Origin of the sequence: Pararhizobium sp. (assembly GCF_965279435.1) — a bacterium.
In the GTDB taxonomy this organism is placed as follows: Bacteria; Pseudomonadota; Alphaproteobacteria; order Rhizobiales; family Rhizobiaceae; genus Pararhizobium.
In genome coordinates, this window is record NZ_CBDIHY010000003.1 from 12,749 (window position 1) to 27,340 (window position 14,592).

General features: G+C 58.3%; 12 protein-coding genes. 2 read left to right on the forward strand and 10 right to left on the reverse strand.

What is annotated here, in order from left to right; all coding sequences use genetic code 11:
• Nucleotides 1-57: 57 nt before the first annotated feature.
• From ACQY8Q_RS05740 to ACQY8Q_RS05755, 4 genes are all read right to left on the reverse strand, one after another.
• Entirely contained in the window at nucleotides 58-2,247 is a 2,190-nt protein-coding gene (locus ACQY8Q_RS05740) for an anthranilate synthase (protein WP_428425611.1), read from the reverse strand.
• 244 nt (nucleotides 2,248-2,491) lie between these two features.
• A complete protein-coding gene (locus ACQY8Q_RS05745) occupies nucleotides 2,492-3,235 on the reverse strand; it encodes an SDR family NAD(P)-dependent oxidoreductase (RefSeq protein WP_428425613.1) in 744 nt (247 codons plus the stop codon).
• Between the two features lie 77 nt (nucleotides 3,236-3,312).
• Nucleotides 3,313-3,786 carry a MarR family winged helix-turn-helix transcriptional regulator gene (locus ACQY8Q_RS05750; RefSeq protein WP_428425615.1) on the reverse strand — a complete coding sequence of 158 codons (474 nt, stop codon included), beginning with the start codon at nucleotides 3,784-3,786 and terminating at the stop codon, nucleotides 3,313-3,315.
• 40 nt (nucleotides 3,787-3,826) lie between these two features.
• On the reverse strand, nucleotides 3,827-5,854 hold the full coding sequence (locus ACQY8Q_RS05755; protein WP_428425617.1) for a TonB-dependent receptor domain-containing protein: 2,028 nt from the start codon (nucleotides 5,852-5,854) through the stop codon (nucleotides 3,827-3,829).
• A gap of 402 nt (nucleotides 5,855-6,256) precedes the next feature.
• Here ACQY8Q_RS05755 and ACQY8Q_RS05760 point away from each other — a divergent pair, with 402 nt between their 5' ends.
• Together ACQY8Q_RS05760 and ACQY8Q_RS05765 are read left to right on the forward strand one after the other, a co-directional pair.
• On the forward strand, nucleotides 6,257-7,129 hold the full coding sequence (locus ACQY8Q_RS05760; RefSeq protein WP_428425619.1) for an extensin family protein: 873 nt from the start codon (nucleotides 6,257-6,259) through the stop codon (nucleotides 7,127-7,129).
• Nucleotides 7,130-7,247: 118 nt separating this feature from the next.
• Nucleotides 7,248-7,757 (forward strand): DUF1993 domain-containing protein, encoded by a 510-nt coding sequence (locus ACQY8Q_RS05765; RefSeq protein WP_428425621.1) that lies wholly within the window; start codon nucleotides 7,248-7,250, stop codon nucleotides 7,755-7,757.
• A gap of 54 nt (nucleotides 7,758-7,811) precedes the next feature.
• Here ACQY8Q_RS05765 and ACQY8Q_RS05770 read toward each other — a convergent pair whose 3' ends face one another.
• From ACQY8Q_RS05770 to ACQY8Q_RS05795, 6 genes are all read right to left on the reverse strand, one after another.
• Nucleotides 7,812-9,491 (reverse strand): formate--tetrahydrofolate ligase, encoded by a 1,680-nt coding sequence (locus ACQY8Q_RS05770; protein WP_428425623.1) that lies wholly within the window; start codon nucleotides 9,489-9,491, stop codon nucleotides 7,812-7,814.
• Nucleotides 9,492-9,673: 182 nt separating this feature from the next.
• Nucleotides 9,674-10,801: a DUF2333 family protein gene (locus ACQY8Q_RS05775; protein ID WP_428425625.1), complete on the reverse strand. Its 1,128-nt coding sequence runs from the start codon at nucleotides 10,799-10,801 to the stop codon at nucleotides 9,674-9,676.
• On the reverse strand, nucleotides 10,794-12,095 hold the full coding sequence (locus ACQY8Q_RS05780) for a DUF6638 family protein (RefSeq protein WP_428425627.1): 1,302 nt from the start codon (nucleotides 12,093-12,095) through the stop codon (nucleotides 10,794-10,796). Before ACQY8Q_RS05780 ends, ACQY8Q_RS05775 begins: the two co-directional genes overlap by 8 nt.
• Nucleotides 12,096-12,119: 24 nt before the next feature.
• Nucleotides 12,120-12,410, reverse strand: coding sequence for a type II toxin-antitoxin system RelE family toxin (locus ACQY8Q_RS05785; RefSeq protein WP_428425629.1), 291 nt, complete (start codon nucleotides 12,408-12,410; stop codon nucleotides 12,120-12,122).
• Complete coding sequence (gene relB, locus ACQY8Q_RS05790) at nucleotides 12,373-12,606, reverse strand: type II toxin-antitoxin system RelB family antitoxin (RefSeq protein WP_428425631.1); 234 nt, start codon at nucleotides 12,604-12,606, stop codon at nucleotides 12,373-12,375. Before relB ends, ACQY8Q_RS05785 begins: the two co-directional genes overlap by 38 nt.
• Before the next feature lie 74 nt (nucleotides 12,607-12,680).
• Nucleotides 12,681-14,591 (reverse strand): AAA family ATPase, encoded by a 1,911-nt coding sequence (locus ACQY8Q_RS05795; protein WP_428425633.1) that lies wholly within the window; start codon nucleotides 14,589-14,591, stop codon nucleotides 12,681-12,683.
• Nucleotide 14,592 lies beyond the last annotated feature (1 nt).

Sequence of the window (14,592 nt, forward strand, 5' to 3'; positions counted from 1 at the left end):
AAAAGAACCGCCGCACCATTTCGGGCGCGGCGGCTTTCAACCTGCGTCCATGCTTGCTCAGGCAGCCTTGATCTTTGCCCGTTTGGCCAGATGCGCCACGACATTCTCGATCATCCGCATGCCGGCATCGCCGCCCAGCGTCATGATCGATTCTGGGTGAAACTGCACGGCTGCGATCGGCTCCTTGGTATGCTCGATCCCCATGATCGTGCCGTCATCGCTTTCAGCCGTGATCATGAAATCGCGCGGTAGGGTCGAAGGGTCGGCAAAGATCGAGTGATAGCGGCCAACCGTGACTTCCTTGCCAAGGCCGGAAAACACGATACCGGGCTCAAGCACGCGGATGCGCGAAGGCTTGCCGTGCATCGGCACTGCGAGCTGCCGCAACTCTCCGCCATAGGCTTCGGCCAGCGCCTGCAGCCCGAGGCAGACGCCGAAGATCGGCAGATCATGGGCGCGCGCCTTCTTGATCGTCGCCTTGCAATCGAAATCCTTCGGTTTGCCGGGACCGGGCGACAGGACGACAAGATCGGGTTTCACACGATCGAAAACCTCGTCGGAGACCGGCGAGCGGACCGTCGTGACGGTCGCGCCTGTCTGGCGGAAGTAGTTGGCCAGCGTATGGACAAAGCTGTCTTCGTGATCGACCAGCAGGATCTTGACGCCGGTACCGACTGGGGCGACATCGCGACCGTTACCACGGCTGTTGGCTGACTTTGCGTCGCGGATCGCTGCGATCATGGCGGATGCCTTCAGTTCGGTTTCGGCTTCTTCTTCTTCCGGATTGCTGTCGTTAAGCAGCGTCGCGCCGGCCCGCACCTCGGCAATGCCATCCTTGATGCGGATGGTGCGCAGCGTCAGCCCCGTGTTCATGTCACCGTTGAAGCCAACCATGCCGATGGCACCACCATACCAGAGCCGGGGGCTCTTTTCATGGCTTTCGATGAAGCGCATCGCCCACAGCTTTGGCGCACCGGTGACGGTGACGGCCCAGGCATGCGACAGGAAGCCATCGAAGGCATCCATATCGTCGCGCAGCCGCCCCTCGATGTGATCGACTGTGTGGATCAGGCGCGAATACATCTCGATCTGGCGGCGGCCGATGACCTTGACGGAACCCGGCACGCAAACTCTGGACTTGTCGTTGCGATCGACGTCCGAGCACATGGTGAGTTCGGATTCGTCCTTCTTGGAGTTCAACAGTTTGAGAATCTGTTCGCTATCGGCGATCGGATCTTCACCGCGCTTGATCGTGCCGGAAATCGGGCAGGTCTCGATACGGCGGCCGGAGACCCGCACGAACATTTCCGGCGAAGCACCAACCAGATATTCCTGATTGCCGAGATTGATGAAGAACGAATAGGGCGACGGATTGATCGCCTTCAGCCGGTTGGAAATTTCGGACGGCTTACTTTCGCAGCGCTCGAAGAACTTTTGGCCCGGAACTACCTCAAAGAGATCGCCGCGGCGAAAACTTTCCTTCGCCTTTGTGACCAGCTCGGCATATTCGCCGGGACGATGGTCGCCATGCGGCGGGATGCTGTCGACGGTGCGGAACGGTTCCGAAGCGATGTCACCCGCCTTGCCGTCCGTGGCCTTGCCGTCCTTGGCAAAATCATAGCGATCGATCCAGGCCTTGGCGGCATAGTGATCGACGACAAGGATTTCATCGGGCAGGAACAGCACCATGTCGCGCTGGTCGTCGGGGCGCTTCAGCTTCAGTTCGATCGCATCGAACTGAAAGGCGAGATCGTAACCAAAGGCACCGTAGAGCCCGAGATTGGCATCTTCCTGCGAATAGAACAGGTTGGTAACGGCGCGCAGAACGGTAAACACCGTCGGTATCTTCGAGCGCTCTTCTTCAGTGAACACCCGGTCCGGCATGTTGATGGTCAGATCAAGACGGCGCGCCGTCGCAGTGCCGAGCGTGATATCGGCAACATCGGCCAAATGCGCCGCGACCATTTCCAACAACGCTTCGCCGCGCTCGTTATAGGCTTCGATCCACAGGGCACGGCCAAAAGAGGAGATGGCCAGCGGCGGATCGATAATCGCCGTGTCCCAGCGCGTGTAGCGGCCTGGATATTCGTAGTTCGAGGAAAAGACCGCACCCCGGCGCTCGTCGAGCCTGTCGACATAGCTGGAGATCGCTTCGCCATAAGGGGCCTCGCGCCGCCGCCGGGTGACGGAAATGCCGCCCTTGGTGGTGTAGGCTTCCGCACCGTCTGCAAGAATTGTCGTCGCCATCTGTCGCTCCGTTCAGGCCCATCATTTCCTGCGGCCCGAATACAAAAAAGCCGCCTCGAAACTTCCGGGCGGCTTATCGTCTCAATCACGCATGACTGGTCAAGGCCGCTTTAGCGAGCCCACCACCAGATTGCAATGTTGCGTGACTGTGTCATGGCGGAATTGTTAGCGTGGGAGAGAAGATTGTGCAAGCGGGCGGGCGCGGAAAAATGGAGCCACGATTTCCGCCGCGCCCTTTGGCACATTATGCCGGAAGCCGGGTGGACATATGCGCCTGCACGCCCTTCGGATCAGCAGCGAATGCCGTGGCGACAGTGCGGGTCAGTTCGCCCGGGAAAACCTCCTCGATGCCGGCCTCGACCGCATCGAGCGTTTCACTCACAACCTCAAGCGGCTGCAGGCGCGGTTCCGGCAGGCTGCGGCCCATGTCGGTCTCGACCTGCACCGGCATTGTGACGACAACCTGTGTACCCTGACCAAGTAGTTCCGCCCGGATCGAGCGGCTGGCGGCAAGACCAGCGGCCTTAGACGCCGAATAGGTGCCGGCCGATGGCAATGTCACCAGCGACAGGAAGGACAGGACGTTGACGATACTGCTCTGGGAAGCCTTGGCGAGAACCGGCGCGAACGCCTTCGACAGCGCCAGCACGCCAAAATAGTTCACGTCCATTTCCTGCCGGGCGATCGACAGATCCGGCGCCGAGACAACCCCCTGCCCGCCGGCAAAACCGGCATTGTTGATCAGCAGCGTGACGTCGGTTGCCACCTTGGCGGCGTTGGCGACATCGGCCGCATTGGTCACATCCAGCTTCAACGGTACGAGGCGAGCGGGATCAAGCGCGACAAGATCGGCAAGCGAGGCCGTATCCCGAGCGCCGAGATAGATTTTCTTCGCGCCACGGCGCAACAGTTCAGTGACGAATTCGCGGCCGATACCACGATTGGCACCGGTGACGAGAGCAACGGCATTTTCAATTTTCTGGGACATCGTTTTCTTCCTTCTATATGTGTATATGCACTATATCGATCGTTAAAAAAGCCGAATACAAATCCGGCCTTTCCTTTTCAGGCGGCCTTACTGGCCGGGATAGTTAGAAGCATCTGGCGCAACTCGTCGGCACACTCGGCTCCGACAAGTTCCACATACTCCGCTTGTGCTGTGTGCCAGCATTCGACTGCTTCCGAGAGCTTCTGCTGCCCAATCACCGAGAGCGCCAACAGCAGCTTGCGCGACCCCTTGCCTTCCGGTTCGCTGACCACATAGCCGTCGCGCTGCAACGGCTTCAGGGCACGCACCAGGGTGGTACGATCCATCACCATCGCCTCGGCCATCTCCGCCATGCCGGCTTTTCCCACTTCGGCGATATAGACCAGTAACGAAAACTGCGCCGCCGTGATCCCTGCCCGCGCGTAATGCCGCTCGTAAAGCTGCGATACGAAACGCGCAGCCTGGCGAATGGCAAAGCAGTTGCAGGTGGTGATAGAGGATTGTGGGTTCATGGGAAGAAGATATAAGTGCATATGCACTTTGTCAATCAAAAAGAAGGCGGCCCTTGCGAGCCGCCTTCTGATCCAATGATTAGAACGTTGCCTTTGCCGTCACCAGGAACGTCCGCCCACGGCCGGTGTCGACCGTGATGCTCGGCGATGTGCTGAGCGCCGGGGTGTATTCCTTGTCGAAGACGTTGAGGACGCTGGCCGTCAGCTCGAAGCCGTTCTTGAACTTGTAGTTAGTGAAAATATCGACCAGTTCGTAGCCGTCCTGGTAGGGCGACTGGCCAGGCGCGACATTGACTTCACCAATATAGCTTTTGCTGACAGCATAAAGCCGGCCGCCGGCCGTCAGGCGGTGATCTTCAAGGAAGCGGGCGCCAAGCGTCGCCGTGAAGATGTTGTCCGGCAGGTAGCTCTGCGCGCCAAAGCCATTGGTCTGGGACGGCAGATCGGAGTCCGTATGCGTATAGGAAACGTTAGCGAAGGCGAAACCTGCATCATAGGCACCTTCCACTTCGATACCCTGCACCTTCGTCGTGCCCCGAACATTGGCGAAATGGGTACCGCCGATGAAGTTTGCCGTGATGTAGTTATCGACATCGTTGTTGAAGTAATCGGCCCTGAAGCGGAAGCTGTCGCCTGCTGTCAGCAGATCATCGACCTTGATGTTGGCACCGATTTCCCAACCCTTGGAGATTTCCGGCTCAAGGAACGGATTGGGGAAGAAGAACTGCGGTGCGCCACCGCCCGGATGCGTTCCGCCGACAAACGTCTCATTGACGGTCGGGCCGCGCGAGGTTTCGGCGTATTTCACATAAGGCTGCAGCCAATCCACCGGGTTGAGCGCGAACGTCACGCTGGGATTGAGCCTGCCTTCGGAACTATCAACCGAATAGGGACCAGCCGGCATGCCCAGCGGGTTGCCAGCGGCAACCTGGCCATTGCCTTTGAGATCGAAGCGATCGTAGCGCAGGCCAAGGGTCAGATCGGCGATGCCATAGGTCAACTGCGTCGAGTTGAAGACACTCGTCGTCGAGCTCTTACCACTACCGTTGACACCGGAATTGAGCGCCCGCGTGCTGTTCACCACATCGTAGTCGTCGGAGAAATACTCGACACCGTAATTCGAGGTGACAGCGACCGCACCGAGATCGAAGCTGGATGTGTTGGAGACATCGAAGCCAAAACCCTTGTCGTCGATGACACGGCCAGCAGCCGAACCACCACCGGGGATGATCGGGCTTTGGTCATATTTCATCTTGATGTCGTTGTAATAAACGTTGGCGCGGAAATCGATCAGGTTATTGCCGGGTGTATAGGCATAATTGGCGCTGTAGGTCTGCGCGGTAATCGACTGATCGTAGGAATTCGCAATGAAATCGTTGTTGTAGAGAATGCCGCTGAGCTTCAGCGAATGCTCGTCGTTCGGCGTGATCTCGGTTTTGAAAATGCCGGAGATCAGGTCGGATTCGGTGTAGGGAACAACTTCGCCATTGCCGTTCTTGTAGTTGCCGGGGTCTTTCTTGCTGATACCGCCGAGGAAGGCGATGCTGTCATTGACCCGATAGGCGCCAAGTGCCGATTCCGACCAGCCGGATTTATTGCTGCCGAAGGACGCCGTGGCAAAGCCGCCGTAGTTCTTGCCGTCCGTCAAAAGGTCGTCGATGTTATAGGTGCGCAGATTGGCAGCGCCCGCCAGCGCCCCTGCCCCGCCAACCCCGGAGACTGCACCACGCGAAATGTCGATGCCGCTGATGAACGCCGGATCGATATAGGCAAAACCCTGGGCCTCGTGACCCGTGAACCGGAAATTCTGTCGTACGCCGTCGATCATCATGTTGACGCGACCGGATCCTTCGAGGCCACGAATATTGACGGCAAGACCCGGGTTCTGCGGGTTGTCGCGGGTAAATGTTCCTGGAGATGCGCGCAGGGCATCGTCGATATTCTTGTTGCCGAACTGCTCGACCTCATCAGCGGTAATCGTGCTTGTGGCCGCTGGTGTCGAGTAGGGATCACGGCCCGTTTTGCCACCCTTCACCGTAATGGTCTTCAGATAGGTCGCTTCACCGGCCGGTGCTGTTTCTTCGGCCTTCTTCTTCAGTGCAGCCAACTCCTCCGGAGTCTGCGCAAAGACGTGGCCTGCTGGGGAAAGTGTCAAAAACGCCGCGCACGCCAAAAGCGCCGCGCAGTGATGCCGGGTAATCATGGATCAATCCTTTGATGAATTCACCGGGCTGGCTGCTGAGGCAATCTGCTCAAGGGGCTGGCTGGGCATGGGCGATGAAGCATTCTGGGAGCAGCTGCGAAGAACTGCTTGTGTCCATCGGTTAGAAAACATGACACTTATTGTCAACAAATAATTGTCTTACTTTTGTCAGATTTCGCCACACCTTGGATAAATGTTTCGATTTGGCAACGATCCGGCATCCTGCGGCTATCATGCAACCCTTTCCTGCCCGAATGCGTTGTGAATTCGAACCCCTGCCGCCTCTGGCAGAACCGGAGACTTTTCATGCCTCTTCGATTCCTCGCCCCCTTCCTTTCTATCTTGCTCCTGGCAGGCGCCGGCCTTCCGGAAAACGGTCCCGTCCCGGAGAAAAAGCCAGCGGTGGCTGAAACGGAACAAGGCGAGAAGGTTGCGACGCCGCAGGAAAAACCCGAAGTAAACCCCGAGGGTACGCCAGAGGTCAAACCGGAGGAAAAACCTCAAGCAAAGGACGACGAGAAGGCGCCCGCAAGCGAGGAAAAACCTGAAAACCCTGTGGACGTAAAGCCCGCGACGGTTCAACCGGCGCCGGAACCCGTGCTGACCATCAAACCCGAGGACGAGAAGGAACATGCCGCTTGCCTTGCGGACCTGAAAGCCATCGGCGCGGTTTTCAAGGAGGAGACGCGAATCGATGACGGCAAGGGCTGCGGTATCGACAAACCGTTGACGCTGTCGACCGTACTACCTGGGATCGCGCTGAAGCCGGAAGGCAAGATGCGCTGCGAAACCGCGCTGGAGCTGGCCCGATGGACCAAGGATGCGGTTCTGCCTGCGGCTAAGGTTGCGCTCGAAAGCGAGGGGGAGCTCACCACCATCAACCAGGCATCGAGCTATATCTGCCGCTTGCGCAACAATGCGGCGACCGGAAAAATCTCCGAACACGCGCGCGGCAATGCCATCGACATCGCCTCGTTTACCTTCAAGAACGGAAAATCGATCGAGATCCAGCCGCGTGACGAGGATTCGACGCTGGCCGGTGCTTTCCAGCGTGCCGTGACGGCGACCGGGTGCCTCTATTTCGAAACCGTGCTCGATCCTGGCAGCGACGAAGCCCACGAAAACCATCTGCATTTCGACGTGATAGAGCGCAAGGGTGGATACCGCTACTGCCGGTAAACGCGCTTCTTCAGCCTTCCCTGGAGAAAAGCATCGCTGCATCTTGCCCAGGGCTCAAACACGTCCCATCTGCTCATGACCACAGGACCACCCACGGCTTCCGTTCAAAGGATTTTCCATGTCCGTCTCCATGTTCAAATTGTCGGTTCCCGTCTTTATCCGCGGGCTCAACGTCTTGGCCGGTCTTCTCGACAAGGCCGAGTCTCACGCCGCGCAGAAAAAGATCCCTCTCGAGAGCCTGTTCAACGCCCGCCTGGCCCCGGACATGCTGCCGCTTTTCGGCCAGATCCAGCGGGTCAGTGACACATCGAAAAATACCATAGGACGGCTCACCGGCGTCGCGGCACCGAGCTTCCCCGATGAGGAAAAGACATTTGCCGAATTGCGCGAACGCATCGCCAAGACGATCGCCTACCTGGAAACCGTCAAACCGTCCGATCTGGATGGAAGCGATACCAGGGAGGTCTCGGTTACCTTCGGCAAGCTCAGCTTCACCTTTGCCGGCGATGACTATGTGCTGAAATTCGCCCTGCCAAATTTCTTCTTCCACGTCACAACGGCTCACGATATCCTGCGCAACCAGGGCGTCGCCGTTGGCAAGATCGATTTTCTCGGTCCCTATGGCTGAGAAGCAGAACGCCCGGAGGATCGCGGCAGCTGCCACGATCCTCCGGATACCCCGCTAGAAAAGCCCTTCGATAAACCCGTCTGCATTCAGGAATATCTTTTCCGACGACGGCACCCTTGGCAGGCCCGGCATCGTCATGATCTCGCCGGTGATGACGACGATGAAGCCCGCACCGGCTGATAGCCGAACCTCTCGAACCGGAACGGTGTGGCCGGTCGGCGCCCCGCGCAGGTTGGGGTCGGTCGAAAACGAGTATTGGGTCTTCGCCATGCAGATCGGCAAATGGCCGTAACCCTGATTTTCCCATGTGTGCAACTGCTCGCGCACCGACTTGTCGGCGATAACGGCATCGGCGTGGTAGATGTCCTTGGCGATCGTCTCGATCTTCTTGAACAGCGGCATATCGTCGGGATACAGCGGCGAGAACTGCGAGTGGCCGCTTTCGGCCAGCGCCACGACCTTACGGGCGAGATCCTCGATGCCGGCGGAGCCTTCCGCCCAATGCTTGCACAGGATCGCCTCGGCGCCGAGCGTGGCAACGTAGTCCTTGATCGCCTTGATTTCGGCTTCCGTATCCAGGGTGAAATGATTGATTGCCACCACTACCGGCACGCCGAATTTTTTGACGTTCTGGATATGGCGGCCGAGATTGGCGCAGCCTTTCTTGACGGCCTCGACATTCTCCTGCCCAAGATCCTCCTTCTTGATGCCGCCGTTCATTTTCATCGCCCGGGCTGTCGCCACCAGCACCGCCGCATCGGGCTTCAAGCCCGCCTTGCGGCATTTGATGTCGAAGAACTTTTCAGCCCCGAGATCGGCGCCGAAACCGGCTTCGGTGACGACGTAATCGGCAAGCTTGAGCGCCGTCGTCGTCGCCACCACCGAGTTGCAGCCATGGGCGATGTTGGCGAAAGGACCGCCATGCACGAAGGCCGGGTTGTTTTCCAGCGTCTGGACGATATTCGGCTGCATCGCATCCTTGAGCAGCACGGTCATTGCACCGTCCGCCTTGATGTCGCGGGCAAAGACAGGCGTCTTGTCGCGCCGGTAGGCGATGATGATGTCGCCGAGGCGTTTTTCCAGATCCTTGAGATCGGTTGCAAGACACAGGATCGCCATCACTTCCGAGGCGACGGTAATGTCGAACCCGGTCTCGCGCGGAAAGCCGTTGGCAACGCCGCCGAGCGAACCGACGATATGGCGAAGGCCACGGTCGTTCATGTCCATCACCCGGCGCCAGGCGATACGGCGGATGTCGATATTTTGCTCGTTGCCCCAGTAGATGTGATTGTCGATCAACGCCGACAGAAGATTGTGGGCCGAGGTGATAGCGTGGAAATCGCCGGTGAAATGAAGGTTGATATCCTCCATCGGCACCACCTGCGCATAACCACCGCCGGCTGCACCGCCCTTGACGCCGAAACAGGGGCCGAGCGACGCCTCGCGGATGCAGACCACTGCCTTCTTGCCGATGCGATTGAGCCCGTCGCCAAGGCCGACCGTGGTGGTCGTCTTGCCTTCGCCGGCCGGTGTCGGATTGATCGCCGTCACCAGGATCAGCCGCCCGTCTGGCCGGCCTCTTTGCTGGGCGATGAATTCGGCGCTGATCTTTGCCTTGTCATGACCGTAGGGAAGCAGATGTTCGGGTGGAATTCCAAGCTTGGCGCCGACCTCGAGGATCGGTTTTTTCGTCGCTGCGCGGGCAATTTCGATATCGGACTTCACGTCGGCCATATGGTGTCTCTCCCGTTCCACCTTTTTCTTGGTCTGAGAGCATATGAGCGTGAACCGAAGGCGCTTTCCATCATTTTGTTGGGAAATGATGCCGGGGAACTTAGAAATTCGATGATTTTCTGAAAAACCAAAGAAAAAGACGGAAGAACAACGTTCTCCCGTCTCCAAGATGGCGGAAAGACTTAGCGGGCTAGGATGTCGCGCATCTCGACGAGGTTCGAGCGCACCCTGAGAACATAAAAGCCGAGCGTTGCCAGATGCGTCGGCATGATCCAGCCATCTTCCTGGCCGTTGGAAATGATCAGCGGCTGGATGCGCAGGGCAGCGCGCATCTGCTTGATGCTTTCGTTCCAGATCGGCGCCAGGCCGCGCTGATTGATGACACCGTCGAAGTCCGCGCCGGTTGCCGACAGGATACCATAGTAGCCGTAGAGCTGGCCGTAGGCGAACCAGAACCGGTCATCCGCACGTGTGTCGAACCAGCCACCGTTATAATTTTCGGAACGCTCGCGCAACATCGCAGACGTGCTGCCGATCGAGCTGGAAACACGATCCATGAATTCCAGGAAATTGTCGGCGCGGGCATCGAAAGTGGCAGCACAGGTTGCGAGCTGATCGTTGAACGAGCGAAGATCGACCATGGCGGCGCGATATTGCGTCGGCGTCGGCGTCAGGAAGCCGAAGGGCGACAGGCCGAAATACCAGTTGGTTTCCTCATACTGCATCTTGCTGCGCACGCTCTGCAGCTGCGGATTGATGCCGGACGTGCCGCGCATGCGCACCAGAGAATCGACCAGCTCGACCGTCGTGCGGCGCACCGCTTCGTTGACGCCACGCTGGAACGACGCCTTGTTGTCGAGCCATGGCGTGCGGTCCCAATCCATCCCGAACAGGCCGGCCTTGTAGAGGACCATCGACGAGATCCAGGAGTTCTGGTTGACGTTGTAGTCAATCAAATCTGCGGTGACATCAACGATGGCGGAACGTTCGCAGGCATTGGCCGGCGCCGTCTGGCCAGCAGCGACCTTGACTGGAAGGCCCGCATCATTCTTGCGTTCAGCAAGATTGTACCGGTTGGGATAGTCTGGATCGAAATTGGTCCAGGCCTGCGTCTGCCAGATGAAATAGCCATAAAGTGCGATGAGCAGCAGGAGACCAAGACCGATCGGCCCCTTGATGATCCAGGCGCGCCCTCCGTACCAGTTGGCAACGGCTACGAACGGAGAAAGTATCCAGGACACCGCCAGGCCAATGCCCCGGCCAATCGCTGCAAACACACGCTGGAAAAACGCAACGATCGGATCAAGCATTCGTATTATCCTCCTTGAGGCCATAAAGGCGTTTGCGGAACGCCACCTTGTCCCTGAGATATGTGCTGGTCAGTGTCGCCACAACATATTCCCTGAACTTTTCGCTGTATTTTTCATAGGCCGCATAAAACCCCTGCTTGTCAAAGACGAAGCGGGAGACGAAATCGCTTGGGCAAAGTTGCGAGATCAGCCGGTTTGTCAGCCATTGGTCTGGATGATTCGGTGCGGCCCGCACCAGCAGAAAGCGGTTTTCAGGAGCAACATCCTGCATCTTGATGCTGCCCGACGCCAAAACTGTACGCAACATCGTCTGCAGGAACGGATAGGTGCCATCCGAGGACACCAGTGCCGAATTGCGGTGTATCCAGGTCTGCAGCCAGATCGCATCAATCGCATTGATATCCGTCGTTGGGTCAGCCTGATTGACCAGGCTCCGCAGAGCCATGTCGGCGCGATGCTGATAAAGGCCACTGTCCTGCACCCAGGACGCCTGCGGCAATTGCAGCCGGTTGGTCGAGGCAAGGAACTCGTAGATGCGCTGATGATCGGACAGACCGATATAGCCGACCTGCCAGGGTCTCGAGCGCCTGAAGCCCGGCACCGACGGATCGCAGATCACGGTCGTGGTCTTTTCATCCAGAAAGACATAGACGCCGCCGAAATGATTGGCCCAGAAGGCATCATGGCGGAACACCAGCTTATCCGGCACCAGCGCATTTTCGCGGATATCGCCGGTGACTTTCGCAAGTTCGACCATCCGGTTGAGCAGCGCATCGTCGGCCCAGGCTGTCGGTACCGTCTTCAACCGGTCGACAAGCGCGCGCAACTCCGCCGCCTTGCCAAGCATGTCCTCGGCCGACAGGACGCGAAACCGCACCTCATTGATTGACAGCAGATCGTCGATATCATTGACGACCGATACGGAATCCTCGATCTCGCCGTAGAGCGCATCCTTGATCGTCACCGCATTGATCGCCCGCCTGTTGGCGCCGAAAAATTCGTGCATCAGCGCGGCGGTGTTGGAAAAACTCGTATGAACGACCGGCAGTTCTTCCTGATCCGGGGTCATGATGATGAAACGGCGGTTGACGCGGTTGGGATCGAGATAATCGCGATCGCCAAGCTCATCGGCAATCTCCGGCGAAAACCCGGTCATGTCGATCTGAAACGACGGCAGCGCCGTCGGGCGCAAGCCAAACCCCTGCAACGCCTTGTTGTAACGCGCAATCAGATGCGGCTCGGAAATCTCAAGCAGGCGTCCATAGATCAGTTCGGCTTCGAGGAGGAGTTTCATGCGGTTCCGCTTATCATTGGTAGGTCACTTGTAAACCCTGCTTCGATGTCCGACCTCGACCACCAGAACAACAAGTTGTTTATCGCGCAATTCACAAAGAATACGGTAGTCGCCTACGCGGTATCGCCACAGATGGCCAAATGCACTTCCCGTCAAACCACGACCAATGAGACGAGGGCTGTCGAGAGAGGCGACTTTGCCACGCAAGTATGCGCGTATCCGCTTTGCCTCGGGTCGCCCCAGTTTCTCAAGTTGCCGGACAGCATCATCGGTTAATTCAATCGCCCAGCCCAAGTTTACGCTCCACCTCCTCAAGCGTTTGAGTACCCATCTCGCCCCGCTTTAATTTTCCAAGAGCCTGCTCCGCAAGATAGATATCCTCGAGATCCTCAAGATGCTGCTCGATCGCCTCACGAATATAGTAAGTCGCGGTGCGACCTGTACGTTCAGCAAGAGTCTGAAGCCGTTCGTAAGTTTCGTCGGGGAGCCGAATTGCTGTCTGACGTGTCATTTTTCAACCTCAATGGGATACGCGTATCCCATCTTAGCATTATAGATTTTGACTGACTATGGCCGGATGTAATATTACCACCGCCCGTCCCCCTTCATCGCCTCGATCTCGCGGATTGCCTTTTCCCGCTGGCGTTCGCGGCGGATGATGTCGGTGACGGCCGCATCGTCGGACTTGTCTGTGTAGCGGAACTCGCTATCGGCGTAGCGGTTGATTTCCTGCATCACCATGTCGAGCGTGATCGGCCCGCGCAGGGTTTCGATCATGGCTTTCTTCTCGTCATAAGCCTTGTGCATGAAGGCTTCCGGCGTCGCAAACCAGTCGTCAGGCAAATCGACGTCCATCGCCCGCATCTTGACCGCATCGGTGATGTTCTTGATGGCACGGCCGGTAAAGCGGGGCTCCGCCTCCTTGATCATGTGCAGGTAGGAGCCGACATCGGCCAGCGTCTCGATCTTGCCCTCTTCCTTCTCGTGGCGCTCCCAGACGGCCAGCAACCCCTCCTCCTTCGGCCGGGCATGCTCGGCATAGGATTGCGAGACGGCTTTCTTGATCTCCTGGCCGGCAAACAGCTGGTGTTCTCCAAGCGGGATCTTGTGATTCTTGCCGACCAGCATGGCAAAGATATCGATATAATCCCCTTCCGACTGCGGCCCATCGACCAGCCAACGGGCGCCGGCGCGCTGGCGCAGGGCATCGTCGACATTTTCCGGATAGTTGGAGAACATGCCGAACGTGCAGTTTCCGCGGATCACCGTGGAGGCTCCGGCAAAGCTCTCCATCAACACCGCCGTCACCTCGTGCTGACCGGCGGACGCGCGGTCATCGGAGCGCTTGGCAGCGACCTGATCGACATCGTCGATCGTACCAAAACCAATGGCGCGCGGATTGATGACGTTATTGACGAAAGCCTTGCAGTTCTGGCCGGATTTGCCCTGATAGGAGGAAATCTGGTCGACGCCGAAATTCTCGTAGTGGAAGGCGTAGCCGGCGATCTCGCAGTAATCGTTGAGCAGACCGGCCAGCATCTGGATGAGGATGGTCTTGCCGGTGCCGGGCATGCCGTCGCCGATGAAGGTGAAGAGAAAACCGCCCAGCTCGACGAACGGGTTCATCTGCCGGTCGAAATCATAGGCCATCAGCATCTTCGCCAACTTCAACGCCTGATACTTGGCGATATGATTGCCGATGATCTCTTCGGGTTTCTTGAAGGTCATCACCAACGGCTTGCGCTTGGCGCCGGGCGCCACGTCGAAACCGTTCAGCGTAAAATCGTCCTGATCGATGCGGATATGCACATTCTCGAAACTTGCAAGCCCGGTGAAGCGTGCCTTGCGGCCGATCAACCCCTCGATGGCAAGCCGCGCAAAGGCGCGGGCCCTGCTGGTCAAGGCTGCATCGTCAGGCGCACCGGCAATGGTCTTGTCTAGCGCCGAGATCATGCCCTTCAGCGCATCCTGAGGTGTGTCGAACAGGAAGTCAGGCTCGGTCCCATCCTCGACCGGCTCACCTTCGCCTGCAAGCGCTGCGCCGAGATAGGCGGCGAAAGTGAAGGCGGAAATATAAGCCGACGCCGACAGAAGCGCCTTGAACTGGCTGGCATCATCGCCCGACAGCGGCGCCGTGGCATTGCGCGATTGCAGGCCTTCCAGATTGGTCTGGCGGGCAAAGACATCCGCAACAGCCAGCGCCACCTGAATGCCCCGCCGGGAACGGTAGAGCAGAGCATGCTGGGCTGGCGAAAACAGAGGATCTGCAGCGCGAATCGACTGAATGGTCTTCGTCAACTCTACTTCACGGGTGCGACGCTGTCCGCCGGTCGAAACCGTGGAAACAAAACGGCGACCGGTTCCGGCCAGTGCCGTTCCGGCCGCCGGATCGTCAGCCTCCAGTAGGATCAGCCGGGTGACAAGACCCTGTGCTACCGCCTGATGCTTGGCGATGTCGTCTTCATGCAGCGTCGTCAAACCCGCGTTCAGTGACATT

Bases quoted from the DNA above. Each gene is read 5' to 3' on its own strand.
- ACQY8Q_RS05740 (WP_428425611.1), bottom strand. From the start codon at position 2,247: ATGGCGACGACAATTCTTGCAGACGGTGCGGAAGCCTACACCACCAAG.
- ACQY8Q_RS05745 (WP_428425613.1), bottom strand. From the start codon at position 3,235: ATGTCCCAGAAAATTGAAAATGCCGTTGCTCTCGTCACCGGTGCCAAT.
- ACQY8Q_RS05760 (WP_428425619.1), top strand. From the start codon at position 6,257: ATGCCTCTTCGATTCCTCGCCCCCTTCCTTTCTATCTTGCTCCTGGCA.
- ACQY8Q_RS05765 (WP_428425621.1), top strand. From the start codon at position 7,248: ATGTCCGTCTCCATGTTCAAATTGTCGGTTCCCGTCTTTATCCGCGGG.
- ACQY8Q_RS05770 (WP_428425623.1), bottom strand. From the start codon at position 9,491: ATGGCCGACGTGAAGTCCGATATCGAAATTGCCCGCGCAGCGACGAAA.
- ACQY8Q_RS05775 (WP_428425625.1), bottom strand. From the start codon at position 10,801: ATGCTTGATCCGATCGTTGCGTTTTTCCAGCGTGTGTTTGCAGCGATT.
- ACQY8Q_RS05780 (WP_428425627.1), bottom strand. From the start codon at position 12,095: ATGAAACTCCTCCTCGAAGCCGAACTGATCTATGGACGCCTGCTTGAG.
- relB (WP_428425631.1), bottom strand. From the start codon at position 12,606: ATGACACGTCAGACAGCAATTCGGCTCCCCGACGAAACTTACGAACGG.
- ACQY8Q_RS05795 (WP_428425633.1), bottom strand. From the start codon at position 14,591: ATGTCACTGAACGCGGGTTTGACGACGCTGCATGAAGACGACATCGCC.